Annotated in this window: 27 protein-coding genes, 2 pseudogenes and 1 riboswitch; of the genes and pseudogenes, 5 read left to right on the top strand and 24 right to left on the bottom strand. The window is 34.5% G+C overall.

Going from position 1 to position 25,605, the window contains the following annotated elements:
• Positions 1-359: 359 nt before the first annotated feature.
• From DET63_RS13430 to DET63_RS13375, 11 genes and pseudogenes are all read right to left on the bottom strand, one after another.
• Positions 360-2,489, bottom strand: a complete 2,130-nt coding sequence (locus tag DET63_RS13430; protein ID WP_113936985.1) for a sigma 54-interacting transcriptional regulator — start codon at positions 2,487-2,489, stop codon at positions 360-362.
• A gap of 144 nt (positions 2,490-2,633) precedes the next feature.
• Positions 2,634-2,882 (bottom strand): biotin/lipoyl attachment domain-containing protein, encoded by a 249-nt coding sequence (locus tag DET63_RS13425; RefSeq protein ID WP_002011502.1) that lies wholly within the window; start codon positions 2,880-2,882, stop codon positions 2,634-2,636.
• 27 nt (positions 2,883-2,909) lie between these two features.
• Complete coding sequence (locus DET63_RS13420; protein ID WP_000762559.1) at positions 2,910-3,200, bottom strand: SAV0927 family protein; 291 nt, start codon at positions 3,198-3,200, stop codon at positions 2,910-2,912.
• An 18-nt stretch (positions 3,201-3,218) separates the two neighbouring features.
• A complete protein-coding gene (locus DET63_RS13415) occupies positions 3,219-4,499 on the bottom strand; it encodes a Glu/Leu/Phe/Val family dehydrogenase (RefSeq protein WP_113936984.1) in 1,281 nt (426 codons plus the stop codon).
• A 183-nt stretch (positions 4,500-4,682) separates the two neighbouring features.
• A complete protein-coding gene (locus tag DET63_RS13410) occupies positions 4,683-6,032 on the bottom strand; it encodes an APC family permease (protein ID WP_016093021.1) in 1,350 nt (449 codons plus the stop codon).
• A 422-nt stretch (positions 6,033-6,454) separates the two neighbouring features.
• On the bottom strand, positions 6,455-7,423 hold the full coding sequence (gene nrdF, locus DET63_RS13405) for a class 1b ribonucleoside-diphosphate reductase subunit beta (protein ID WP_002011508.1): 969 nt from the start codon (positions 7,421-7,423) through the stop codon (positions 6,455-6,457).
• Positions 7,424-7,518: 95 nt separating this feature from the next.
• A pseudogene (locus tag DET63_RS13400) lies at positions 7,519-8,904 on the bottom strand (ribonucleoside-diphosphate reductase subunit alpha); the annotation flags it as partial.
• 401 nt (positions 8,905-9,305) lie between these two features.
• A pseudogene (locus DET63_RS13395) lies at positions 9,306-10,004 on the bottom strand (ribonucleotide reductase N-terminal alpha domain-containing protein); the annotation flags it as partial.
• The gene (gene nrdI, locus DET63_RS13390; protein WP_105584136.1) at positions 9,991-10,350 is read right to left on the bottom strand and encodes a class Ib ribonucleoside-diphosphate reductase assembly flavoprotein NrdI; all 360 of its coding nucleotides are present in this window, start codon (positions 10,348-10,350) and stop codon (positions 9,991-9,993) included. The pseudogene DET63_RS13395 and the gene nrdI, both read right to left, overlap by 14 nt.
• Positions 10,351-10,828: 478 nt before the next feature.
• The gene (locus tag DET63_RS13380; RefSeq protein WP_060750618.1) at positions 10,829-11,146 is read right to left on the bottom strand and encodes a hypothetical protein; all 318 of its coding nucleotides are present in this window, start codon (positions 11,144-11,146) and stop codon (positions 10,829-10,831) included.
• Between the two features lie 25 nt (positions 11,147-11,171).
• On the bottom strand, positions 11,172-11,366 hold the full coding sequence (locus DET63_RS13375; RefSeq protein WP_113936983.1) for an abortive phage infection protein: 195 nt from the start codon (positions 11,364-11,366) through the stop codon (positions 11,172-11,174).
• 261 nt (positions 11,367-11,627) lie between these two features.
• On the opposite strand from DET63_RS13375, the gene DET63_RS13370 reads away from it, so the two are divergent.
• A complete protein-coding gene (locus DET63_RS13370; protein ID WP_113936982.1) occupies positions 11,628-12,206 on the top strand; it encodes a GNAT family N-acetyltransferase in 579 nt (192 codons plus the stop codon).
• A gap of 60 nt (positions 12,207-12,266) precedes the next feature.
• On the opposite strand, the gene DET63_RS13365 is transcribed toward DET63_RS13370, so the two are convergent.
• Complete coding sequence (locus tag DET63_RS13365) at positions 12,267-12,869, bottom strand: histidine phosphatase family protein (protein ID WP_113936981.1); 603 nt, start codon at positions 12,867-12,869, stop codon at positions 12,267-12,269.
• Positions 12,870-12,950: 81 nt separating this feature from the next.
• The gene (locus DET63_RS30235; RefSeq protein ID WP_033706566.1) at positions 12,951-13,109 is read right to left on the bottom strand and encodes a hypothetical protein; all 159 of its coding nucleotides are present in this window, start codon (positions 13,107-13,109) and stop codon (positions 12,951-12,953) included.
• 253 nt (positions 13,110-13,362) lie between these two features.
• On the opposite strand from DET63_RS30235, the gene DET63_RS13360 reads away from it, so the two are divergent.
• Positions 13,363-13,548, top strand: coding sequence for a YkvS family protein (locus DET63_RS13360; protein WP_002064385.1), 186 nt, complete (start codon positions 13,363-13,365; stop codon positions 13,546-13,548).
• 50 nt (positions 13,549-13,598) lie between these two features.
• Here the strand turns inward: DET63_RS13360 and queF are convergent, their stop codons facing one another.
• Genes queF through queC form a run of 4 tightly spaced genes read right to left on the bottom strand, consistent with a single transcriptional unit; the run spans position 13,599 to position 15,977 of the window.
• On the bottom strand, positions 13,599-14,096 hold the full coding sequence (queF, locus tag DET63_RS13355) for a preQ(1) synthase (RefSeq protein ID WP_002086808.1): 498 nt from the start codon (positions 14,094-14,096) through the stop codon (positions 13,599-13,601).
• A gap of 18 nt (positions 14,097-14,114) precedes the next feature.
• Positions 14,115-14,831 (bottom strand): 7-carboxy-7-deazaguanine synthase QueE, encoded by a 717-nt coding sequence (gene queE / locus DET63_RS13350; protein ID WP_002086811.1) that lies wholly within the window; start codon positions 14,829-14,831, stop codon positions 14,115-14,117.
• Complete coding sequence (queD, locus tag DET63_RS13345) at positions 14,824-15,315, bottom strand: 6-carboxytetrahydropterin synthase QueD (protein ID WP_002011526.1); 492 nt, start codon at positions 15,313-15,315, stop codon at positions 14,824-14,826. Before queD ends, queE begins: the two co-directional genes overlap by 8 nt.
• A complete protein-coding gene (gene queC / locus DET63_RS13340; protein ID WP_002086813.1) occupies positions 15,315-15,977 on the bottom strand; it encodes a 7-cyano-7-deazaguanine synthase QueC in 663 nt (220 codons plus the stop codon). Before queC ends, queD begins: the two co-directional genes overlap by 1 nt.
• Positions 15,978-16,070: 93 nt before the next feature.
• A riboswitch (PreQ1 riboswitch) is annotated at positions 16,071-16,114 on the bottom strand.
• A 208-nt stretch (positions 16,115-16,322) separates the two neighbouring features.
• On the opposite strand from queC, the gene DET63_RS13335 reads away from it, so the two are divergent.
• On the top strand, positions 16,323-17,531 hold the full coding sequence (locus DET63_RS13335) for an ATP-binding protein (RefSeq protein ID WP_113936980.1): 1,209 nt from the start codon (positions 16,323-16,325) through the stop codon (positions 17,529-17,531).
• A gap of 9 nt (positions 17,532-17,540) precedes the next feature.
• Here DET63_RS13335 and DET63_RS30440 read toward each other — a convergent pair whose 3' ends face one another.
• The 4 genes from DET63_RS30440 to DET63_RS13320 all read right to left on the bottom strand — a co-directional run bounded on the left by DET63_RS30440 (position 17,541) and on the right by DET63_RS13320 (position 20,733).
• Positions 17,541-17,657, bottom strand: coding sequence for a DUF6254 family protein (locus tag DET63_RS30440; RefSeq protein WP_000038354.1), 117 nt, complete (start codon positions 17,655-17,657; stop codon positions 17,541-17,543).
• A 105-nt stretch (positions 17,658-17,762) separates the two neighbouring features.
• On the bottom strand, positions 17,763-18,296 hold the full coding sequence (locus DET63_RS13330) for a DinB family protein (protein ID WP_002030551.1): 534 nt from the start codon (positions 18,294-18,296) through the stop codon (positions 17,763-17,765).
• 139 nt (positions 18,297-18,435) lie between these two features.
• Positions 18,436-20,130: a M3 family oligoendopeptidase gene (locus DET63_RS13325; protein ID WP_113936979.1), complete on the bottom strand. Its 1,695-nt coding sequence runs from the start codon at positions 20,128-20,130 to the stop codon at positions 18,436-18,438.
• Positions 20,131-20,286: 156 nt separating this feature from the next.
• Entirely contained in the window at positions 20,287-20,733 is a 447-nt protein-coding gene (locus tag DET63_RS13320; protein ID WP_002011538.1) for a MarR family winged helix-turn-helix transcriptional regulator, read from the bottom strand.
• Between the two features lie 194 nt (positions 20,734-20,927).
• On the opposite strand from DET63_RS13320, the gene DET63_RS13315 reads away from it, so the two are divergent.
• A complete protein-coding gene (locus DET63_RS13315) occupies positions 20,928-22,424 on the top strand; it encodes a DUF3149 domain-containing protein (RefSeq protein ID WP_113936978.1) in 1,497 nt (498 codons plus the stop codon).
• 29 nt (positions 22,425-22,453) lie between these two features.
• On the opposite strand, the gene DET63_RS13310 is transcribed toward DET63_RS13315, so the two are convergent.
• Positions 22,454-22,735 (bottom strand): aspartyl-phosphate phosphatase Spo0E family protein, encoded by a 282-nt coding sequence (locus DET63_RS13310; RefSeq protein ID WP_002011543.1) that lies wholly within the window; start codon positions 22,733-22,735, stop codon positions 22,454-22,456.
• 490 nt (positions 22,736-23,225) lie between these two features.
• Here DET63_RS13310 and DET63_RS13305 point away from each other — a divergent pair, with 490 nt between their 5' ends.
• Positions 23,226-23,996 carry a divergent polysaccharide deacetylase family protein gene (locus tag DET63_RS13305; protein WP_002086817.1) on the top strand — a complete coding sequence of 257 codons (771 nt, stop codon included), beginning with the start codon at positions 23,226-23,228 and terminating at the stop codon, positions 23,994-23,996.
• 67 nt (positions 23,997-24,063) lie between these two features.
• Here the strand turns inward: DET63_RS13305 and cbpA are convergent, their stop codons facing one another.
• Together cbpA and DET63_RS13295 are read right to left on the bottom strand one after the other, a co-directional pair.
• The gene (cbpA, locus tag DET63_RS13300) at positions 24,064-24,687 is read right to left on the bottom strand and encodes a cyclic di-AMP binding protein CbpA (RefSeq protein ID WP_002140932.1); all 624 of its coding nucleotides are present in this window, start codon (positions 24,685-24,687) and stop codon (positions 24,064-24,066) included.
• Positions 24,688-24,812: 125 nt separating this feature from the next.
• A complete protein-coding gene (locus tag DET63_RS13295) occupies positions 24,813-25,442 on the bottom strand; it encodes a class II aldolase/adducin family protein (protein ID WP_002011549.1) in 630 nt (209 codons plus the stop codon).
• Between the last annotated feature and the right edge of the window lie 163 nt (positions 25,443-25,605).

The raw sequence follows: 25,605 nt of genomic DNA, 5'->3' as shown, positions 1-25,605 counted from the left end.
ATATTTATAAGCAATTTCCATGCCAATATTTAAAATTCAAAAGAATCATACATAAAGTGAAACTTTAATTAGCCCTCACCAATCGGGTGTTTACGGACAGCAGGGCTTCCACCTAACTTCTTTGCTCCACCTGAATTTTGAGGTGGGAGTTTTACTGCCCACAAATAGCGGGATAAACTGACTATTTTCTTAAAAACAACAAACATTTTATGCATTTCCGCATACACTATTCCATTTTGCATAAAGCGAAACTTTAATCATTTCCGCTACCGCCTTCACCACTCGGGACTTGAATCCCAGAGAATATGTACATGCTGAGCACACACAAAAAGGAGAAGTCTATGTGACCTTCTCCTTTTTTAGGAATATGAGATGATATCAGCCGCTATCTCTTTTTCACTAACAATCTTTTGATATTTACGACTCACTGAAGATTGGCTGATTCCAAGAGCTTTTGCAGCCTTAGTCGTTGTTTTGTACTGCTTCATTGCAAGTAAAATCAATTGTTCTTCTACAGAATGTAGTGCTTCTTGTAATGGTAATACTCTTGTAATAACTGGTTTTGATTTTTTAAAGTCATAACCAGTTGTTAAAAACTTACTAACAAACTCCGCTTCAATTACTGGATCGTCTGCTGATACTACTAAACGTTCAATCATATTTTGTAATTCACGTACATTTCCTGGCCATGAGTAAAACTCTAGTAAGCTAAGCGCATCTGGAGTTAAATGATAATTTTTATTATATTTTTCATTTAACTGTTGTAAGAAATGAAAGGCAAGTACCGGAACATCTTCCATTCGCTCTCGTAGAGAAGGCACTCGCAACGGAATTACATTTAGCCGATAAAATAAATCTTCACGGAATGTTCCAGATTCGACCATCTTTTCAAGGCTCTTATTTGTAGCAGCAATAATTTGTACATTTATTTTCATAGGTGTTGTACTTCCAATAGGAATTACTTCTTGTTCCTGCAGGACTCTAAGCAATTTTACTTGCAAATGTAAAGGCATTTCTCCAATTTCATCTAAAAATAAAATACCTTGATCAGCTCGCTTAAAATATCCTTCTTTTCCATTTTTATCGGCTCCTGTAAAAGCACCTTTCGTATAACCAAATAGTTCACTTTCTAGCAAAGTTTCTGGAATTGCACCACAATTTAATTTTAAAAATGGCTTTGAAGATCGGTTTCCAAGTTGATGAATTGCCTGAGCAATTACTTCTTTTCCGACGCCAGATTCTCCAGAAATAAGAACATTGGAAGAAAAATCTGCTATTTTTTTAGCTTGGTTAATAATTTGCTCCATTTTCGGACTACAGTAAATAAGCTTCTTAAGAAAACGATCTTTATTTTTAAAGTCATCTAACTCCTTCTTATATTGCTCTGATATCTTCTTTATTTCATGTAATTCCGTCTTCAATCTCGTTGCTTCGGTAATATCCCTGGAGGCAATAATAATACGATGAAGCTCTCCGTTTTCATTAAATACAGGGTTTCCAACTGCTAATATTTTTCTTCCGCTTTTTGTTTCTTGTACAACTGATACCTTTTTTTGTTTTTCCAACACTAATCGAGTAACCGATGGACTAAATAATCCTTTCTTTTCTAGGTCTAAAAGATTTTTTCCTAACAAGTCCTTCAAATTACTCCCCCAAAAATCATTGATAACAGTTTCACTATAACGAATTAATTCCCCTTTATGATTAACAACTAATATTTCATCATAAATGCTAGACAAAATTGCATGTAAATCTTTATTTAAATCCTTTATATATTCAATTTCCATCGCCATGTCCTCGACCATCGGCAAATCTTGCACAATAATAACCATTCCTTCAATACTTTGATCAAAGTTTGGAATTGGACTATAGTCAACTAATACACCCATCTCATTTGTGATTTGTAATTGATTCAAGATCGTTTTTCCCGTTGTAAATACGTTATTAATGTGCTCTTCGTTAAAAATCAGTTTTGCTGGTACATTCATAACTTTTTCAGGAGTCGATTTAATCATCTTCAAACCAGACTCATTGCAATTTACAATTTTCTTTTCACGATCTACTACAAAAATCCCCATTGGAATAGACGTTAAAATAATTTTTAATATATCAACACTCTGATTTTCTTGTTTAAATAGTTCTGCAAAAACATCCTCTCTTCTTATATATCCTGTTAGCTCATCCACTTCATTTTTTACTATGGCAATCGGCGCTCCAATAATTTGAAAAAGAGCTGTTAAAGAAATATCTTTACTAAGATGACATATTGTATCTAGTGAAACAGCATTTGAAAGTAATAGCTTAGAAGTTAATTCCTTACTATTTGATAGCAGATCCTTCACATGAACGTATGCAAATAATTTCTCTCCTCTTTTTAAAAATAGAAACGATTCTTTTATATTTTTAACATCTATATTCCATTCCTTTTCAGATTGATCGATAGGTAGAGAAACTATGGGTCTAATTTTTGTATGAGCGATGGAAAACATTCTGCTATTCCTCCTTTGAACTATTTAATTTGTATTGTATCATTAAAAACAGATTTTTTTAATTAATCTGAAAATAAAACATTTCTTTCTTTATTTAATAAAAAAAGGAAGATGAGTGCCTCCATCTTCCTCATAGTTCTATCATTAATCACTACCACTAACGAAAAGATCTTCTTGAATATAAGCTAATACCATACCTGGAATTACTTTATCTCCCGCTTCTACTTCTAAAGATTGAACTTCTCCACTACATCCCATCTTAATTACTTCCAGTTTACCATTCATATCTTTAATAGCGAATAATGGCTCCCATTCATAAATTCGAGAATCCTTATCGATAGACACTTTTTCAATTATTCCATAACACGGACTCGTAATAATATCATAATACATAATCAATCATCCCTTTCTTTTATTCTATTAATATTGTTCTTCTAACCTTTGTGACTGAAGAATCATATAGAAAAAGCTTTGAAACTCTTCTATGTCCTCTACCTCAATGCCTAACCTTGTTGCCCAATATTGTTCCTCTCCAATATCTTCTTGGCTTAATAAAACCATTCTCCCATTTTGAATTGAGGTAACCATTGCTTTTCCAAGAAACTGTTGCGAATACGTAACAGCTATATCGTAACGATGACTATTCGACACAATACAGTAATAACCGATTTGTTGTCTCTCCACTTCTTCTAATAAAATATCCAGTTTCATTTTAGCCCTCCCTTTAGGTTAAAAATGCAACCAACCTCTTAGACGCGATGCTTCTACAATCTTGCGAACCCCTTCCATATAAGCAGCAATTTTCATATTTACTCCAAAGCGTTTAGAAGTATCAAGTACGTTAGAAAAACTAGATGTAATTTTCTCCTTTAAACATTGATCAACATATTGCTCTGTCCAGTAATATCCTTGGTTATTTTGACACCATTCAAAATATGAAACAATCACGCCACCAGAGTTTGCTAAAATATCTGGAACAACCAAAATTCCTTTTTCTTCTAACATGGTTATCGCCTCTTTTGTTGTTGGTCCATTTGCAGCCTCAATGATAATCTTACATCCAAGCTTTCCTGCATTATGTTTTGTAATGACTCCTCCAATTGCCGCCGGAATGAGTACATCACATTCTTTTTCTAACAACTCCTGATTAGAAATTATTTTACTAAAGAGATTCGATACTACACCGAAAGAATCTCTGTTTTCTAGTAAATAAGGAACATCTAGACCGTCTGGATTATAAATTCCTCCTATAGCATCTGATACCCCGACTACTTTCACACCAATATCATATAAATATTTTGCCAAATAACCTCCAACATTCCCAAACCCTTGAATAATAACTCGCATATTTTGTAGCGGAATTTGTTTTAACTCACTTACTAACTGAAGTGTATACAATACACCTTTAGAAGTTGCTGTTTCCCGCCCTTGTGATCCTCCTAGCATTAATGGCTTCCCGGTTATAAAGCCTGGAGAGTCAAACTCCCTGATATGGTCATATTCATCTAGCATCCAAGCCATAATTTGCGCATTTGTATACATATCAGGTGCTGGAATATCTTTCGTCGGCCCCACAATTTGACTTACTGCTCTTACATACCCACGACTCAGTAACTCTAGTTCTCTAAAACTCAACTCCTGTGGATTACAAATAATCCCGCCCTTTGCGCCTCCATATGGCAGTCCTGTCACTCCACATTTCAAGCTCATCCAGCCAGCAAGTGCTTTTACTTCTTCTGCCGTAACATCTGGATGAAATCTAATACCACCTTTTGTTGGCCCTGCTGCGTCGTTATGCTGAGCGCGATACCCTTGAAATACCTTTGTTGTTCCATCATCCATTCGAACAGGAATGCTTACTTCTAAAAAACGCATCGGTTTTTTCAGAAATTCGAATACTTCGTCTGGATAACTTAAAAAATGAAGCGCCTCTTTTAATATAGCTTGAAATTCCTCTAAAGGATTTTCAACTTCAACTGTATTTGTATGTTTTTCTGATTGAATCGGCACGATAACACCCCTCTTTATATTTTTACTAATTGTACAAAGCAATAATCGTGCCAAGTGAAAATACTACGTTAATCATATCGTGTCACCCCCTTTACTTATGAATCTTTGAATGACTTATGCAATGCTGCATGATTATCAAATATAAAAAAAAGACATCGGAACTTATCCGATGCCTTTTTCTTTTTATATTTCCTGTGCTTCTTCAAAATGCATTTGCGGAGGAGCTGAACGGAACATATTTGTAACATATAGAAGGTACCCAATTCCAATAGCAGCCCAGCAAAGTCCCAAAATAAGTGAATGGATATTGAGATTAAACCATAGTACGGCTACAGTAGCAGCACCCAAAATAGGCATAACTAAGTAATTTAAGAAATCTTTTATCGTCTTATATCTTTTTTTCTTGATTATATAGTAAGAAATTACAGACAAATTAACAAATGTAAATGCAATAAGCGCTCCAAAGTTAATAAGAGATGCTGCTGTTTCTAAATCAATGAATATAGCGAAGAGCGAAATAATTCCTACAAAAATAATATTATATACTGGGGTTCTCCAGCGAGGATGAATGTATCCGAATATTTTCTTCGGAATTACATTATCTCGCCCCATTACGTATAATAACCTGGATACACTTGTTTGAGAAGCTAAACCAGACGCAAGTGTCCCCATAAGGGTTCCTACTAAAAAGAAAGCTTGAAATAATTTCCCGCCAACATATAGCGCAATTTCTGGGGATGCTGATTCTTGATTTTTAAATACAGATGTATCTGGAAACATAGATTGTGTAAAATACGTTGTAGTAATGAATAAAACTCCGCCGATTAAAGCAGTAAGAAAAATAGCTCGAGGAATTGTTTTTTTGGCGTTTGGTGTCTCTTCTGAAAATGTAGTTACTGCATCAAAACCTAAAAATGAGAAACAAAGAATTGTTGCACCTGCAACTAACGGTGATATTTGTATATCTGATTGAAAAAACGGCTGAATGGAAAAAACTTCTCCTGTTCCCTCTCCCGCTAATAAGCCTTTTATAACTAGAAAAACAAATACGGCCATTACTAACACTTGAAATATTACTAAGAACGTATTGAAATTAGCAGTAACATTTACGCTAATCATATTTATTAATGTAACCAGGAGAACAAAGCCAATGACCCATACCCAACTAGGAACACTTGGGAAAAATGCTGACATATAAATTCTCGTTAATAGTGCGTTCACCATTGGTAGAAACAAATAATCCAATAACGCGGACCATCCAACAAGAAACCCAAGCCTTGCACTAATTGTCTTCTGTGTATACGTATAAGCAGATCCTGCGGTAGGAAAAGCCTTTACCATTTTGCCGTAGCTTGCAGCGGTAAACAACATCCCCGCTAATGCAATAAGATAAGCTCCTGGAACATGACCACCCGTTTTTTCAGAAACGATTCCAAATGTATCAAACCCAACCATCGGTGTCATATACCCGACCCCTAGCATAACAATTGACCAAAGCCCTAATGAACGTTTTAAACCAACTACTTTCCCCACCTATCATTCCTCCTACGTTCTCTATCTAATTTCCATTTAAAAATCGACAATCAAAAGGAAGCGTTTTCAAATAACTATATATCACACCGAGTATTACCTCCCTTTTTGTTACTTTTTAAATATTCATGCAATTTTCAAGCCAAAATTTCTAGCATTTGAAAATTCAATACTAGAAAGAACGTATAGGTGGAGTTGGTCCTCATTTCTTCTCATTTTTTATTCATTTTGACATAAGTTATTCAATCTCTCATACGACTAAATATGAAAAATACAACTTTAATCCTTGTTTTTTCATTCTCACTTCCTAAAAAATTGGGCTTTTACAAGATTAAAATATTTCCATGAAATAATAACATTATGTAAACTATTCATAGCAAAAAAGCTGTCTTTTCTATAAAGACAGCTTTTTCTATAACACTATATTAAAAATTGAATACGAAGTCATCGTCTGCTAACTTTTCAACATTCGTTGCTTTTACGTAGCCATTTCCTTTTACAGAGAAGAAGTCATGGTTTTTCGTATCTGTACGTAAACCATTTAAAACGATTGGGTTAATTTCTTCTTCCTCAAACTTCGGCTCAAGCCCTAAGTTCATAAGTCCTTTATTCGCATTGTAACGAACGAAACGATTTACATCCTCTACAAGACCGATAGAAGTGTAAATTTCTTCTGTATATGCCAATTCAATTTCATACAGTTCCATTAATAACTCTTGCGTTTCCGTTTGTACTTCTTGTTGCTCTTCTGCAGAAAGTTCTGTGAAGATTTGTTGTGCTAAAATACCAACGAATACGCCGTGAATTGACTCGTCACGAATTATTAGGTTAATAATCTCACCACTTGCCGTCAATTTACCTTGACCAGCTAAGTAAAGTGGATAGAAGAATCCACTATAGAATAAGTAACTTTCTAAGAACACACTTGCTACCATTGCCATGTATAACTCTTTTTTCGTTACTTCAGGCTTTAATAAGCGACGATAGTAACTAGTAACAATACCAGCTTTTTTCTCAAGTAATGGATGGTTATCTACCCATTCAAAAATATCATCAATTTCTTCTTCAGTAGCTAACGTTGTGAAAATATGGCTGTAACTCTTCGCATGTACTTCTTCCATAGCGCCCATGAAAGCTAATACACTTTTCGCTTGTAAATTTTCAAGATGAACAAGTACAAGTGGCATCCCTTCGCCACCTTGTTTCGTATCTAAAAGTGTTAAACCACCTAATACACGCTTATAAGCAATTTGCTCTTCTTTTGATAATTGTGCCCAAGTATTCTTGTCAGAAGACACTGCGATTTCTTCTTCTGTCCAAAACTGAGCGATGTTTTGCTTCCAAAACATTAAACTAAAATCATCTTCTTTTTTGTTCCAGTTTACCGCACGCATTAAATCGCCCCTTCTCTAAATAAACATAAAAAAATTGATAACTAAGCATGAGCAGGGTTCAGAAAAACCCTGCTCATAATGTCTCACTTTTTATATTAAACGGTACAAGCCACGCACTCTTCCACGCTTAATTTACGTGTTCTCGTATAATAAAGACTCTTCAAGCCTTTTTTATGTGCATAAATGTAGTAACGTGCTAACTCACGTGTTGAAATATCACTATTAACATAAAGAATAGTACTAATTCCTTGGTCAATATGTTCTTGAACTTCTGCGATTAAATCAATTAATTTAAACTGATTCATATCGTAAGAAGATTTATAGTACCAGAACGTATCTTTTGATAAATACGGCATTGGATAATATGTTGTCGCATTCGCATACGTTCTTGATTCAATCTGACTTACGATTGGCATTACGCTTGAAGTTGCATTTTGAACGTAACTGATCGATTGTGTCGGAGCGATTGCAAGACGATATGAGTTGTATAAACCATTCTTCTGTACTTGCTCTTTTAAACTTGTCCAATCTTCTTTTGTTGGAATATGAATTCCCTCAAATAATTGCTGAACTGTTTCAGTTACTGGGCTGTAATCTGTCGTTTCATACTTTTCAAAGTATGTGCCGTTTGCATAATCAGACTTATCGAAGTCTTTAAATGTTTCGCCTTTTTCTTTAGCGATCTCCATACTTTTCTCAATCGAGTAGTAATTTAACATCATAAAGAATGTACGAGCGAATTCTTTCGCTTCAGCACTTTCATAAGCCATTTTATTTTTTGCTAAATATCCATGTAAGTTCATTGCTCCAAGTCCAACTGAATGAAGCTCATCATTTGCTTTTTTCACAGTTGGGGCATTCGGAATGATCGTCATATCAGAAACAGCTGTTAAAGCTTCCATTCCCGCATGAACTGCTTCACGGATTTCTTTATTTTCCATTACGTTTACGATATTTAACGATCCTAAGTTACAGTTAATATCGCGGCGGATAATGTCTTCTGTACCGTAATCATTTATTTCAGAAGTTTCTTGTAGCTGGAAGATTTCTGTACATAAGTTCGACATCTTCACAGTTCCAATATCCTTCAGTGGATGCTGGTTATTTGCATTTGATTTAAACATTAAGTATGGGTAACCAGACTCCAGCTGAATCATAGCAATTTTAATAAGCATATCACGCGCACTAATATCTAGTGGCTTCTTCTTCACTTCCGGATTACTCATTAATTCATCGTACATTTCGTCGATATCTATATCATCTAAATGTTTTCCGTACTCTTTAAATACTGTATAAGGCGCGAAAACATGGAAAGGTTCGTTTTTCTCAGCAAGCTCAAAGAACTTACTTGGAACGATAATTCCGATTGATAGAGACTGAATACGGCTCTTCTCATCGGCATTTATTTTTTTGGTATCAAGGAATTCAATAATATCCCAATGGAAAATGTTTAAGTATACTGCACCTGCACCTTTTCGTTGCATATTGTTACTCCATATCGTCAAAACGTATGGGGGATAGTCATTTCTGCTACCCTCTCTATATCGCTATAGAGTTCAGACCATATCTTCTTCTCGCCAAATTCTTCATTTAACCATTTATCATATGTTTGATGCACATGAATATGGCATAAACTATAATAACTGTATACACCCTTTGAATTTGGTTGTTTTGAGAAGCCAGGTTCGAGCTACTTAGTCACCTACATAGCCACTTGGTCGTTGAACCTTCTCCTTATCTAATAGATTTAGGAGCTTGGCTGCTGATTTCCTGCAATCTTGGATTTTCAGGGGTCGCTACGTAATTTCTTCGTAGTATCCTACCTCGATATACTCAGGCGTTCCAGCAATTGACCCGGTTTTATAGTTGAGCCATAAAGTTAACCCAACTGATTCGCATATGAAAACGAATCTTCAAGCAATTTCATAACAGGTACTACACCACTTGCGGCGTTATCAATACCTTTAATTTGCTCACCACGTGCGCGTAGCTTAGATAAGTTTAAAGCTACTCCACCACCGATTTTCGATAATTGCATTGCAGTATTAATGTTAAAGCCGATTGAATTTAAGCTATCATCCATCTCTAACAAGAAACAAGACACCATTTCTCCTCTTCTGCTTCGTCCCGCATTTAAAAAGGTTGGTGTCGCTGGTTGGTAGTTTTGTTTTACAATCATGCTTGCGAAGTGTTTTGCCTTCGCAACATCACCGCGTCCTAAGTATAATGAAACAATTGCTACACGATCTTCATAGCTTTCTAAGTATTGTTTTTGATCATTCGTTTTTAACGCATAATCTTTATAGAACTTAGATGCTGCCATATAAGATTGGAACTCGAAGTTTTCACCATAAGCGATGTTATAAACTCCTTCTACTTCCTCCAAGCTATACTCGTCCAGAACGTTGTAATAGTAATCATGTTCTTTCATATACTCCATTCGCTCTGCCACGCTATTAAAATGAACGGTATTCTCTCTAGCTTCTTCCATAAAGACTTCTAATGCCTCTTTATCTTTATGAAGCTGATAAAAACCGTCCTGCATTTGCGTGATTTCATTATTCAGTTCAATGTGTCGCAATCTCCCGCACCCTTTCTTTAAAATATTCTACATCATTATTTGTTCCAGATAACTCAAATTTTGATACAATAGGCACTTCATATTTAGTAGAAATTTTGTCAGCACTTGCACCAAACATGTCTCCCCAATTACGATTGCCACTTGCAGATACGCCTTTTAATTTTTCATTATTGCGTTCTAAAAAGTCTAAAACACGTTCCGGTACATTGCCAAAACCTGTTGTATACGTAATAAGAATAAAGTCTTCATCTAATACTAGAGCTTCTTCAATTTGAACGGCCGGCATATTTAATTTGTGGATGAAACGCTTCACGTTTCCTGTCATAGAATCATATGCAACTAACATTTCCGACCCTCCCTCTCCAATCTATATTCTCTGTATGTCGTTTCTTGATTTCTCTATATATTGTATTACGTTTCAAAATAAGACACAAGATATATGTATAAATTCTTTCTTTTTTTAACTTTTACTTTTCGACATGACCGTCGATTTTTTTCAATACAAAGACTATGAAACAACATTCTAAAACTCATGTCAATAAAGTGCTTTTCAAAAAACTTGTCAACGAATTTAACCTTATTTTAAAAAAAGTTAACAATATTTTTTGTCATAAAACAGTAAATGCTGGAGTAATATATTTCTCCAGCATCACGCAAAAAAGAACAGACCTTAAACGATAATCTGTTCCAAAAAACGATTACATTTATCAATTTTACTTTATTAAATATTTATACATACTCTTTCGTTCCTCGTTACATACTAAAAGATAACTATTATAGAAAAAGATTATTATTATGGAACTTCAATTTATTTATGAAAAAAATCATTCAGGCTGCTCAATACGCAAAATATCTTTTACAAATATATGATGTGGATTCTCATCTTTATCGAGCATTGTACATACAGGAGCTTCTTCATCAAAGTATACGATCATTCCTTCTACGTACTGATATGTATGTTGAACTTGTACAGTTACTTTAATTTCTATTGCTTGCTCATATGCTCTTTTTATTTTCTGAAGCATTTTTGCTGAACATTTTCGTTTCTCTGGATACATAACCATTCCCATAAACCTATTCCCAGCTCTATCTTTCCACATGTAATCCCAATGTGGCAATATGCCTTGTTTAAAATCCCCCATAATTCTCCTCTCCTTTATCTTCTATTTATGAACGTGGTGTTTCTGAATATGTATAAATGACCTGTCCACCGCGCTGTGCGTTCCCGATAATATGTTTAAAATCTTCTCGATTTACAACAACTTCTCTGAACGTATAAAATACATCTTTCGTCGCAACATACTCCTTTATTTCACCATTTTTCAGCTGATCCAAAATTGTATTTGCTAATTGTTCATCCATGTATTTCACCTCTCTGCAATAGTTTATTTTATCGCATCTTCTATAGGTCGACAACGGTAAAATTATCCCGTTACTATTATGTAATTCACTTTCATTATTTTTATATCTATATCACTTTATTATATTCGCACTAAATATCATATACTAACATAGCTACTTCTCTATATCAAACTTTTTGATGCCCTGTATAACAAAGTTCCAAATCACTGTTTGATATTTTATTTTATGCTACAATATACATTTAGAACTAGGAGGGATACTATGATTCGGAAAGCAAAAAAGACAGATGCGGTAGAAGTAGCACCTTTATTGTATAACGCTCTGCACGAAATTGCTGAAAAAATCACAGGTAGCACAGTTGAAGCAAAAGTAATACTAGGACTTGAAACATGGTTCGAAAAAGAAAATAATCGATTGAGCTATGAAAACTGTTTAGTGGCTGAACAAGGTGGAAAGGTAGTTGGGGTTATTGTCGTTTATCACGGTAGTGACGCTGAACAACTTGATGTACCAATCATACACTACTTAAGAGAACTACATGAAGACGAATCCATTACGTTAGAAAAAGAAGCTGAACTTGATGAGTATTATATTGACACGTTGTCAGTTTCAAGTATGTACAGTGGACGTGGTATTGGCTCTAAATTAATCGATGCAGCTGAACTTCATGCAACTGAAAAAGGACATGAAAAAATCGCCTTACTTGTTAATTTAGAAAACAAACGCGCTTTTTCACTATATGAAAAACTTGGTTACCAAGAAGATAAAACCGTTATGCTCGTCGGTGAACCGTATGCCCATCTAATAAAACCATTACGGTCATTGGTTTCTATATCTTAAAAGGACAATTCTTTTTTACTTGTTATGTAGAGAAAGAGGCTGCCAAAGGGACAGCCTCTTTTAAATTAATTTTGTATTTAATACATTTCCATCCATAGCCTCATGAAATGTATACGTTGTACATCCCCATGGCTTCTTATGGAAAATAGGCGAACCAGACCACCCCATTGCCCTCAGTTCAGTCCCAATCATCGCATTAAAATAACTATGACCTACAAGGGCAATATGTCCATGTACGAGCGCATAGCGGTGCAACATATTAGCGGCTTGCCTTGCTCTTTCTCGTACTTCCTTATAAGACTCAACCTCTTTACTATAACCAACTATCCATCGTGTACGTCCAATAAACATCCATACATTCGGTTTACATTTCAACCATTTTGGAGCATAAAAACTCGTTGGAACTTCAGCTTCCCTAAAAAGAGGATTTTGCACAAAAGATAGGGAATCCAATAACTCAGCCGCTGACTGTACAGCGCGCCTTTCATCACTCGTTACAACCAGTTTCGCTGATTCCATCGCCTCAATTGTTTCAATTGGTATAGGAGTTTCTTTTACTGTAGTCCCTAAATCATATTGCTTCATCCATTCACGAAATGAAATAATTGTCATTGGCTCTATAGTACTGTCCAAACGACCATGACGAATAAAAGAAATTCGCATTCTTTCCACTCCCCATTCATCACTTACGAACTATATTACGTACTATTTCTTATTGCCATCTTACCATGCATAAAAAGAAAGTTATATATCCCCACCACTATCATGTGTTATTGAAGTGTGCACACCATCCAGTCCATCAAAATATGTAGTTGTTTCATGATGACGCACTTTCTTCAACTGTATATATGAAAATAAAAATAATAAAATCGCTATAAAGCTCCCCACAACTTCAAACATCATTTTACCGCCCCTAATTTCTCCCACTTTAGTAGGTCATTGTATCTTTTATTATACTCCCGTATAAAGATGTATGCATTTTCATCATTCTTCTCCTAAACAATATTTTTTACATATTTTCTTACAAAAAGTGAATATTTTTCGAATTTTTACTTTGGAAACATTTACAAAGTAGTAAATATAGTTCAAAATAAGAAGAAATAAAAAAGCCCAAATTATTCTTTTTTTGGGAAAACTGGAACAAGGAGAGTTGCTTATGCAGATCGCAGAAACTGGAGATATCATTGAATTTAAAGGTGGAATGCAAGGCCGTGTTCAAAAGGTAAATCAAAACTCCGTTATTGTTGATATAACAATTATGGAGAATTTTAGAGAACTAGATATGGAACCTCTTACAGTTGTAAGCCATAAAAACTATACTGTCATTAATCAACATGCATAATATAATAGAAAGAAAGGATCTGTATATCATACAGATCCTTTCTTTCTATATTAACGATTATCGATCTTTTCTGGATATAAATCGTGATTCATCATGCGGTAGTCTGCCATTTTCTCATACTTAGTTCCTGGGCGGCCGTAGTTACAGTAAGGATCGATTGAAATACCACCACGTGGTGTAAATTTCCCCCATACCTCAATATAGCGTGGATCCATTAATTTAATTAAATCATTCATAATAACGTTCATGCAATCTTCGTGGAAGTCACCATGATTTCGGAAGCTAAATAAATATAGCTTTAAAGATTTACTCTCTACCATTCTTTGTTCTGGAATGTAGCTAATATAAATTGTTGCAAAATCTGGTTGTCCTGTTTTCGGACATAAACTTGTAAATTCAGGACAATTGAATTTTACAAAGTAATCACGGTTTGGATGGTTATTATCAAATACCTCTAAAATTTCCGGGCTATATTCAAATAAATATTTTGTATTTTGATTTCCTAATAATGTTACATCTTTTAAATCTTCATCTAATCTTCCTGCCATTTTAAACATCCCTTCTCATTATACCCCTCGTTTATTTCCCCATACTAACGCATGAAGCTGAGGCAGTACTTTCGCATCATTCATTTCTTTACAATTCACAGCTTTTTCAATAAGCCACTCATATTTTTCTAATAGTTTTTTTATAAGCACCGCATCATCCACTGTTTTCGTATCATCATTCCCTACTTGTAAGAAAAATGGTACATTCGGATAACGCTCGTGCATCTTAACTGCATATTCAAAATCTTGATCATCGAATACTACTACTTTTAAACTAAAATCTTTCCCTGCTAGTTTATGAATAACAGAATCTAACATCTGAAAATCTGTTTTCATAGTTGAACTTGGTGGTTTTGGAGAAATCGTTACCTCATCAATTTGAAGCAACCAATCTTGCCATTTACTCCCTTGCGTTTCTACCGCTGTTCGCATTCCATTCTCCTTTAATATAGAAAGAAGAAATTGCATATTTTTCAGCAAAACAGGATTTCCACCCGAAATCGTAACATGAGAAAAATTTTCTCCACCAATTTCTACAAGCTCATTCCAAATGTCTTCCGGTGTCATTTGTTTAATTTGATCTTTGGCCGATCCATCCCATGTAAAAGCAGAATCACACCAAGCACAGCTATAATCACAGCCCGCTGTACGGATAAACATTGTCTTTTGTCCTACAACCATCCCTTCTCCTTGAATGGTTGGGCCAAATATTTCTAAGACGGGGATTTTACTCATCGAGCATCCACTCCCGTCTTACTTCCGCATAACTAGTTGGCGTCTCAAAAAGACGAACAAATTCAACACGAGCTCCCTTATATTCGTTCGCACGATTATCTTTCGTTAATGCTTCTGCCATCTTTTCATAAATCCAAACGACCATATTTTCAGCAGTCGTATTCATTTCTGGCAATGTTTCGTTTAAATAACGATGATCTAAATAAATTTCTATTTCATTTTTCCAAATCTCTTTTATATCTCCAAAGTCAATTGCAAGGCCTATTTCATTTACATATCCGCTAATTCCAAATACGACTTTATATGTGTGTCCATGTAAATTTTTACATTTCCCTTCATAGCAGTGTAAATGGTGCGCTGCGTCAAATGTAAATTCCTTGCTGACCATTACTCTTTTATTATGATATTTGAGTTGTTCACGCTGAATATCCTTGTCCATTTTTTGCAAATTTTCTACGATGCGAAATCCAAAAAAGTTATCCATTAGTTGCTCGCTCCTTCGCGTTCTTGTAGATACGTATCTAATCCCGCTTTACGAAGTTGACATGCTGGACATTCACCGCAACCATCACCAATGATTCCGTTATAACATGTTAATGTTTTTTCTCTAACAAACTCAAATGCTCCAAGTTCATCAGATAGTTTCCATGTCTCTGCTTTATCAATCCACATAAGTGGTGTATGAATAACAAACGGATAATCCATAGATAAATTTAATGTAACGTTTAATGATTTCACAAACACGTCACGACAATCTGGATAACCACTGAAATCAGTTTCACATACACCCGTTACAATATGACGTGCTCCAACTTGTTTTGCTAATACAGCCGCAAATGATAAAAATAGTAAATTTCGTCCATCTACAAATGTTGATGGCAATTCACCTTCTTCATGTGTAATCTCCATATCCGTTCTCGTTAACGCATTTGGAGCAAGTTGATTTAATAGGCTCATATCTAGTATCGTATGTTTAATTCCTAGCTCTTTCGCAATTTCCGCTGCACAATCAATTTCTAATTTATGACGTTGATTGTAGTTAAATGTTACAGCTTCCACTTCTTCAAACTGCTGTATCGCCCAAAATAAACATGTTGTACTATCTTGTCCACCACTAAAAACAACAACTGCTTTTTCTTTTTTCATTTCACTCATTCTCCTTCTCTACTACGAATAAGAAGAAAGAACGTTCTTGAACTGTCACAATAAAAAAACAAAACAATACCTAATGATATTGTTGTTTCCATAGTTTTTTATAGAGGGAGTTCGCGAACCTCTCCCATGCAGTGCACGGAATTTCTTCTTTCATTGACAAAGATTATTGTAACATATTGTATACTACCAGAAAAAATTTCTGATTTTTTCCGCTATTTCGCATTTCATTTATTTCATTTTATAGTATGATTAATTTAATGTTAGAAGAGAGGAGGCATCCCACTGGAACTCTTTATTATTTACCTCTTTTTAAATATATTATCTATTCTCGTTACAATGCTCGTATATCATTTATTTTGGAATCAGAAAGGGAAACGATCTCCTAAATTAAATTCAGCCATATTTATTGTATTGTGTTGCCTCGCTACCATACTATGTATCACTTTCGCAGCAAAAACAAATAATGGTTTTCAGTTCGACATGCGACATATCGTATTAATTGTCGGCACGTTAACGGGAGGGCCTATTGCTGGTGGTTCTATTTTAGCTGTATTAAACATTTATCGCTTTTTATTGGGAGGAATAGGTGCGTTTCCATCCTTTATCGCTTCTATTCTCCTATTTATTGTTCTACTATTAACATACAAATTTTTTAATCGAAGTTCTAATCATATAAAAATAACACTTGCTATTTTTTACAGTCTTACTTATGGATTTGGTTGGATACCATTTTTCCTTGCAAGTGTTACAAATGAGGCAGATTATATACCACATATCATTGTGTACGAACTATGTACGATGATTGGTACGATCCTTATTTTATATTTACTACACATATTACAAATGCAAGTTCGTCTCCAAAATGAACTTATGAACGCTGAGAAATTTCATTTAATCGGCGAAATGGCAGCTTCTATCTCTCATGAAATTCGTAATCCTTTAACTGCAACGAAAGGTTTTTTACAACTTTTACAGTCAGATGCATGTTCTGAGAAAGAACGAAAATTATATATCGACATAGCCATTAATGGTATCGAACAAGCAAATCACGTTCTTACAGACTACTTAACTTTTGCAAAACCGAGTATTGAAAAAGAACAACAATTACAAGTAGAGGAAGAATTACTTCATGCGTTGTCTTTGATCACACCTCTCGCCAATTTAGCAAATGTTCGTATAAATTATATAAAACAAAGTACATCTTTCTTTATCGCTGGCGAAAAGCAAAAACTGAACCAATGTTTATTAAATATTTTTAAAAATTGTATTGAGGCTATGCCTACAGGTGGCGACCTTATTCTTACATTAGTTCCAGACCATAAACATATACAATTATATATAAAAGATACAGGAGTTGGTATGGATCAAGAACAAATAAAACGCCTTGGATCACCTTTCTACTCAACGAAAGAAAAAGGGACCGGACTCGGAATGATGGTCGTCTTCAGCGTCATTCAAGCAATGGATGGAAAGATTGATATTATAAGCGAAAAAGGGACAGGTACAACCTTCTTATTAACTTTCCCACTCATACAAAAAACGTGATGAACTTCATCACGTTTTTTCTGTTCCTTCAACTAATTCTGCAAAAGCTTTCACTTTCCCATGTGGCTTTTGATTTTCTTTCCGAGCTTTCCAGGCGCGCTCTTCTTCTCTCTTTTTCTTTGACATGCTTTTCAACTCCTTCTTTTCTTTTCTCCATGTAGTATTCCAAAATGAGAAAGAAAACTATGCATGAGTAAAAAAGAAAAGAAGCGGTTCCCCACTTCTTTCATTTTAACGCTGTAAAATTGCATGTTTCGCTTCTTTTAGCTGTGTAAGATGTCTTTGTTCGTGTAAATCTAGAAATTGAACCCATTGATATAAATTCAAATCATTAAAAATAGGATGTTTTAATCCATTTTCAAATAATTCTTTTTCATCTATTACACTATGAAGGGCATGTAATAATTCTTGTCGTGAATGTTCAAGTAATTGAATTCCTTGCAGTTTTTTCATTAATGTTTCTGTTGGTTTCATTTGTTGAGGAGCTTCCCTTTTATGTGTACGATCAAGCGTAAGTTGGAGGTCTTTAAATGGAGCAAGTTTTCTTTCTTTTTTTTGCAAAGCATATACAAGGGCAGATGTGACAGACTGTTCAACTAAATGCAAATGATGCAAAATTTGAATAATACTCCATTTATCACGGCGTGGCTTTACATTCACCTCCGTATCATTTAACATTTCAATTTCTGATAACAGCGTGCTTCGTGTAGACTGTAATGAGTGGACTAAAGTTTCTAAACTAACATCCATATTAGATTGAAGCATAGTGCTTTCCCCCCTTTTGTTGGTGAAAAGGGGCGCTCCCCATTAGAAACACCCCTAAAATAATTCTGAATTTTCTTTTATTATCTCATCATTTTTCTATTATGTCGATGTTAAACATAGGAAAAAAGTGCATGTTTTTTTACAATTTTGTGTCGTCAACAGCACGTAACCACGCTTCAATTTCTGTAATTACACTTTTTACACACCCTTCAGCGAATGGTGATGTTAAATTTGCAACCTCTACTAATTCTAAGAATGATTTACTTCCACCTTGTTGACAAAGATTCACATAATCTTCCCAAGCCTCTTGTCTATTATCTCTTGCACGTTTCCAAAATTGCAGTGCACAAATTTGAGCTAACGTGTAGTCAATATAGTAGAAAGGTGAGCTATAAATATGACCTTGACGTTGCCAGAAACCACCACGCTCTAAATAATCATTATCTTCATAATCACGATGTGGTAAATACTTCTTCTCTATGTTACGCCATGCTGACTTACGTTCTGCTGGCGATGCTTCTGGATTTTCATATACATAATGTTGATATTCATCTACAGATACACCGTACGGTAAAAATAGAAGTGCTGAACTTAAGTGTGAGAAATAATATTTATCCGCATCTTCTTCAAAGAATAACTTCATCCATGGCCATGTAAAGAATTCCATACTCATTGAATGGATTTCACACGCTTCATATGTTGGCCAATTATATTCTGGAATTTCATACTTACGACTTTCATATACTTGGAAAGCATGGCCTGCTTCATGTGTTAGCACATCAATGTCACCAGACGTTCCATTAAAGTTTGAGAAGATGAATGGCGCTTTATAATTCTCGATATATGTACAATATCCACCACCAGCTTTTCCTTTTTTCGCAACTAAATCTAATAAATCATTATCGAGCATGAAATTAAAAAATTCATCTGTTTCAGCTGATAATTCTTTATACATCGTTTTCCCGTGATTAATAATCCAATCGGCATCGCCTTTTGGAGTTGGATTACCTGTAGCAAACTCAAAGTTTTCATCATAATAAGCGAGCTTTTCTACACCAATGCGTGCTTTTTGTCTATTTCTTAACTCGGTTGCAACCGGAACGATATAATCTAATACTTGCTGACGATAGTTCGCTACCATTTCAGCATTATAATCTGTACGATACATTCTTGCATATCCTAATTCAACAAAGTTTTTAAAACCAAGTGTTTTTGCGATTTTCGTTCTCACTTTAACAAGCTCATCATAAATGCGATCTAACTCTTCCTCTTTCTCAGCTAAAAATCCGTAGTATGCTTCACTTGCTGCTTTACGTTCACTTCTTTCTTTTCCTTGCATAAATGGAATAAGTTGCGATAACGTTCTTTCTTCTCCTGCAAAGTCAATTTTTGCAGATGCTAATAACTGTGTATATTGTGAAGACAGTTTATTCTCTAATTGTAAATCTTTCACGACTTCATCAGAATATGTTTTCAAATCACACTCCGCAAGAGCAAATAATTGCTTTCCATAATACGCCTCTAATTCTTCGCGGAATGGAGAATGAATTAACGCATTATAATACTTTGTACCATACCCTTGTACAACTGGAGAGAATTCATCAAAGAAATCCTGCTCATCCTTATAAAAGGCATCTGTCGTATCAACAGAATGACGAATGTAACAAAGGTTCCCCATTGTACCAAAGTCATTACGAATTTCGTTAATTGAATTGATAACTTGTTTTTGTTCTTCTACAGTTTTTGCGTTATCAAATTTCTCTAAAGCAACAGTAAATTTCCCTTTTAATTCTTCAATATTTGGCCGTTTATATTCATAGTCTTTAAATGACATGAACAAGCCCCCTCTCCGTTATGTATACCTTTACTATAATTCAATACTTATTCCCAAATCCCCTCTTAGTTTTCAACAAAATTCGGCAGCTTCCATCTTGCTTATATGCAAAAAAGCCTTGGATTTCTTTATCCAAAGCTCCTTTGGAACATATCATCATTTTTCATACTTTCCAATTTTTTTCAATAGCTCGAGTAATTCATCCTTCTCATCCTTCGTTAACATTTCAAAAGACTGATATATAACTTGCTCATGACCTGGAAAAATAGAAGCAATAAAGCTCTCTCCAGACTCCGTTAATTGTGCATAAATAACACGCCTGTCATTTGGACATGGAATTCGTTTTACAAGCCCTTTTTTCTCTAGCTTATCTACAACGTATGTAATGCTGCCACTAGCTATTAAAATACGCTCACCGATTTGCTGAAGTGGTTGGCCTCCTTTATGATATAGTAATTCTAATACAGCAAACTCAGTTGGATTTAATCCGTTACTTTGTATGGATTTATTTGTAGTATCCATAACAGAACGATGTACACGGGATAATGCAATAAATACTTTTAAAGATTGAGAAATGTCTTCTCGCTCATTATTTGATGTCATACCATTTCAACCCTTCACTTAAATTCTCCGCAACAAAAAGAAAAGCAACGTAGCACCTCATTACAACTTCCGAATGAATATTCACTCATTCCTTTTCCTTTCCCTAATGTAATGCAAATGATTCTTGAATAAAAACATGACAATTTTAACATAGTTTATATATAATGATAATAAAAAAAGAAGGAGTACCAAATTTGAAAGTCAAATTACAAAGCATAGTTTTTTACATACTGCTTGTTATACTGCCAACGATAGGGATTGGTGCCACATTTTTTTCATATCACACTTATCAAATGAAACAGGCAAACAAACTATCTGCTCACACTGTTCTCTTTTTATATAGAGACTATTTAGACCATCACCTTGGTGAAGCTATATCTGCCTTAGAAATGCTCGCAAAAGTCGTAGGGACCGAAACTGGCAACATCAATGGGATTAAACAGATTGTACATGATACCGATGGAAATGATCAACGTTTTTCCGGTCTATATTACGCTACGACAGATGGGATGATTACACTCGCATCCCAAGGCGATTCGCCGCCTATTGACGTTTCTGACCGCCAATACATCCAAGATGCATTGCAATCTAAGAAAACAACTGTATCATCAGTTATTACAGATCGCGTTCTTGGACATCAAGCTATTATGATTGCGTCTCCAATATTTAATAGACAAAAGGAACTCTCAGGATTATTATTAGCAAGTTTACGCTTTGACTACATTTCAGCCTCTTTAAATGCTATTAAACCACAATATCATTTCGAAGTGACTGATAAACATGATGTAGTTTTTCTAACCGATGATAATAACGAAACAAGCGATGGGCATTCTAACATGCTTACTACCCCACTCCAAAGATTAAATTGGAAAGTCTCTGTTTCTCCGTTACCTATTCATCAACAAACTTTATACCAGTTAGTTTCAATAGAGTGTATAGCTACTTTATTTTTAATGTCTATTTTATTTTTACTTGCTCAATATATGTTATTAAAACGTCAAACAAAACTAGAAAGACAACAAAATGAACTACAAAAAATTGAATTGGTTGGAACTTTTGCAGCTAGTACAGCTCATGAAATCCGTAACCCTCTTACTGGAATTAAAGGACTCGTTGCTCTGTTAAAAGAGAAATATAAAGATGAACAGGATCAGTTCTACTTTTCCGTAATCGAACAAGAAATAGAACGGATTAATGAAATTGTAAGCGAATTTCTTATTCTTGGAAAACCAACTGCCATCACTGAACAAACATATGATGTAAGAACGATTCTTAATGAGGTATCATTAATTATCCAATCTGAAGCGAATCTACATAACATTGTATTTCATTTACATTTGCCAGACCACCCTGTTCATATACGTTGCTCAAAAGACCATATGAAACAAGTGGTTTTAAACATTACAAAAAATGCAATTGAAGCCATGGCTTCTGGTGATACATTAACCATTGTAGTAACAAACAACGAAAAACACGCACACTTGCAAATTATTGATACTGGAAAAGGGATTCCTAAACATATTCAAAAACACCTCTTTCATCCGTTCTTTACTAATAAAGATACTGGAACAGGTCTTGGGCTTGTTATATGTAAACGAATTGTAGAGATGTACAATGGGCATATATTTATTGATAGTAAAGAAAACAAAGGAACGACAGTTCATATAGAGATTCCATTACACATAGTATAATTATCCTTATCTTAAAAGGGTAATTATACTTATTTCATAAAACCAGCTACAAACATTCTCCAAAAATTGTTTGATTTCCCTTCATACCCAATTTGAAAAATAGGAACCTTTATAATTGAAAACCATTTCGGTGTTTGTTTTTCTTTGTAACGCTGATACTGTACGATAAGCTTGTCCAATTCTTGACTAACTTGAATTGTCTCCATACTATTTAACCCACTTGTTAATCCTAAATGAATCATTTCTTCACGTTTCATATGAATATCATGCGAAAGCTTTTCTAATGTGTACTTCCTTTTTACAGTAAACATCCATATCCCCCTTATTTTTCTTCAATACTCTCAACGCCTCTTCTACTTTAGCCCTTTAAACACTTAATCCTATTTAAAATTGAAGAATCAGAAAATTTAGCATTTTTCCCCTGTAATTTACAAATCTTTACCCTCACTTTGAGAATTATTACAAATTATTCTATCTTTGTAAATACATTCGCAATAATAGACATTTTTTTCATCTTCTTTTTTGTAAATACTCAGTAAACAGTGGATTCTCTATTTTCAATGTACTTTTCTTCGACATTTTTTGTTTAATTTATGTAAAAACGCAAAACATAATGATGATTGATAAAGTGAAACTTGAATTAGTGGGGATTTTGTTCATCCCCCACTAATTATTAGCCTTCACCAATCGAGCGCTTACGGGCAGTGGATCTCCCACCTAACTTCTTTGCTCCAGCCGAATTTTGAGGTGGGAGTCTTACTGCCCGCAAATAGCGGGATAAAATAGAAAGGAAATATTTATATGCGCAAATATACCATTGCATTTCTCGTCTTCACCCTGTTCATACCCTTCTTCTTCTTTCCTATTCAAGCAAACGCTCATACGAATAAGGTTGCTATTGTCATCGATGATTTCGGCAATAATATGAAAGGCACAGATAAGATGTTATCACTTCCAATTCCACTCACTGTTGCTGTTATGCCATTTCTTCCTTCTACTAAACAAGACGCAATAGCTGCCCATAAAAAAGGGCATGAAGTTATTATACATATGCCAATGGAACCAATTAGAGGAAAAAAAGAGTGGCTTGGACCAAAAGCGATTACAACAGATTTAAGCGATGAAGAAATAAACAACCGACTCGAACAAGCAATTCAAGAAATACCTCATGCAATAGGAATGAACAATCATATGGGATCAAAAGTAACCGCTGATGAAAGGATTGTACGTCTTATACTTTCTGCCTGTAAAAAACACGGTTTATTTTATTTAGATAGTAAAACAAACCCTAATAGTGTTGTCCCAAAAATCGGTAAAGAATTAGGCGTGCCTATTATTGAAAACCAATTATTTTTTGATGATGTATATACGGTAAGTCACATTTCAAAACAAGCACAATTACTCATAAAAAAAATCCAAGACAAACCCATTATGGTAGCTATCGGACACGTTGGGGCTCCAGGTGAAATTACATCACGTATTATCGAAACTTCTATTCCTAAAATTCGTGAGCATGCAGACTTTATTTTTTTATCTGATTTAGCGTTATCTCCACCTTCTGTTTCAAAATAAGATTCATTTCTCGCACTAAAAAAGGTACCTATCTACATATAGCAGATAGGTACCTTTCCTTTTCAACTTAAATATAATCTACATGACTCACCCTGAATCCCTTTTTCTCTATCTTTTCAATTAATTGCTTTAATTTTTTTTCATTTAACTCATCCGATATATTTACGATAACACGGCGAATATATTGATCACCATTATCAAGCGTAAACAGCCCACCGATATTATATGCTTTTAATAATGTCCCAAGCTCTTTAATTGTTCCCTTACAATCTTGTGTTGCAATTGTTAATATATAACCACCCGTCCGCATACCGAACGAATCCTCAATAACATCAAATACATTAGAATGTGTTAAAATGCCGACAAATTCATTATACTCATTTAAAACCGCTAAAAACGGGAGACGACGAATAACGTAAAAAGCTCTAAAAAAAGAATCCTTTTCAAAAATAAACGAATTTGGATTTTCCAGTACATCTTCTGTACTTACATCCTCTAATCTGCTATTACACTTCTTTTCTAAAAGATCTACTTTATAAATAATCCCCGTGAATTCCTTCTCATTTTCTGCTAATACAGGGATTGCGCGAAATCCCGTTTCATTCATAATTTGTAACGCCTTTTCACCAGAATCATTCGTTTTACAAAATGTCACCTGCTGTTTTGGCAGAAAATGATATTTAACTCGCAAAATATGTTCCTCCTTACATGTCAACATGTAATCTATATATAATAAGGAGACCTATATTTTATGAGTGAAATTTCTTTTTAAAACGCTTTCATTTTTATGGAATGGTAATCTCTGTGAATACATCTTTATATAACAGAACTTTTTGCCCCTTTTATCATTAAAAGCTTTACGTGATAGTTCATTAAATACTCTATACCTTCCAACCATTTTTTCGCTTCTTCTGGAGTTTTCCCCCACACGATCATTCCGTAATTATGAACAAGGACTACTCCTCCACCTTCAATAAAATTCGGAACATTATTTTCTAATAAATTAGCGAATTTCTTTTCATCTTCTACAATTGGAATTGTCATTTCTGTAATACCATCTTTTCCAAAAACACGTTCCACACTACGTTTTTCGAATGTTACTTCTCCTTCTTTCCCATATAGCTCTGACATTAAATGACTATCTACAGTCTGTACTTGTAAAATGCATTCTGCACTACTTTTTTTATAAATATCCGCATGCATAAATGACTCTATAGCTGGTTTTTCTTCGTTTTCAAATACTGGCTCACACATGCAATTTACGACAATAAAATCTTCTTCAGAAAATACCCCTTTATCTCTTCCCTCTACATTCACTAAAAATGTTAATGGCTCTTTTGACGTACACATCGATAAACTAATTTTCGTACCATAAAACCAATCGCGAAGTGCCAATTCTGCTTTCACATCTTTTAATTCGTTCCATTTTTTCAGAAAAAATAACATTTCGTCACCCCCGGCGTAATATTAATATAATGTTCAAATCCTTTCTATATAAAAGGAATGTTTTTTGATTATTCTAAAAATTTAATTGAATTATCACACGAGAATGCCTTTTTGTCAATATCGTTTCAGCACCTATCGGAAAAATAGGCCTATCACATGTAAA

Source organism: Bacillus sp. DB-2, from assembly GCF_003315125.1.
Taxonomy (GTDB): domain Bacteria; phylum Bacillota; class Bacilli; order Bacillales; family Bacillaceae_G; genus Bacillus_A; species Bacillus_A mycoides.
This window is presented reverse-complemented; position numbering and strand designations above follow the sequence as displayed.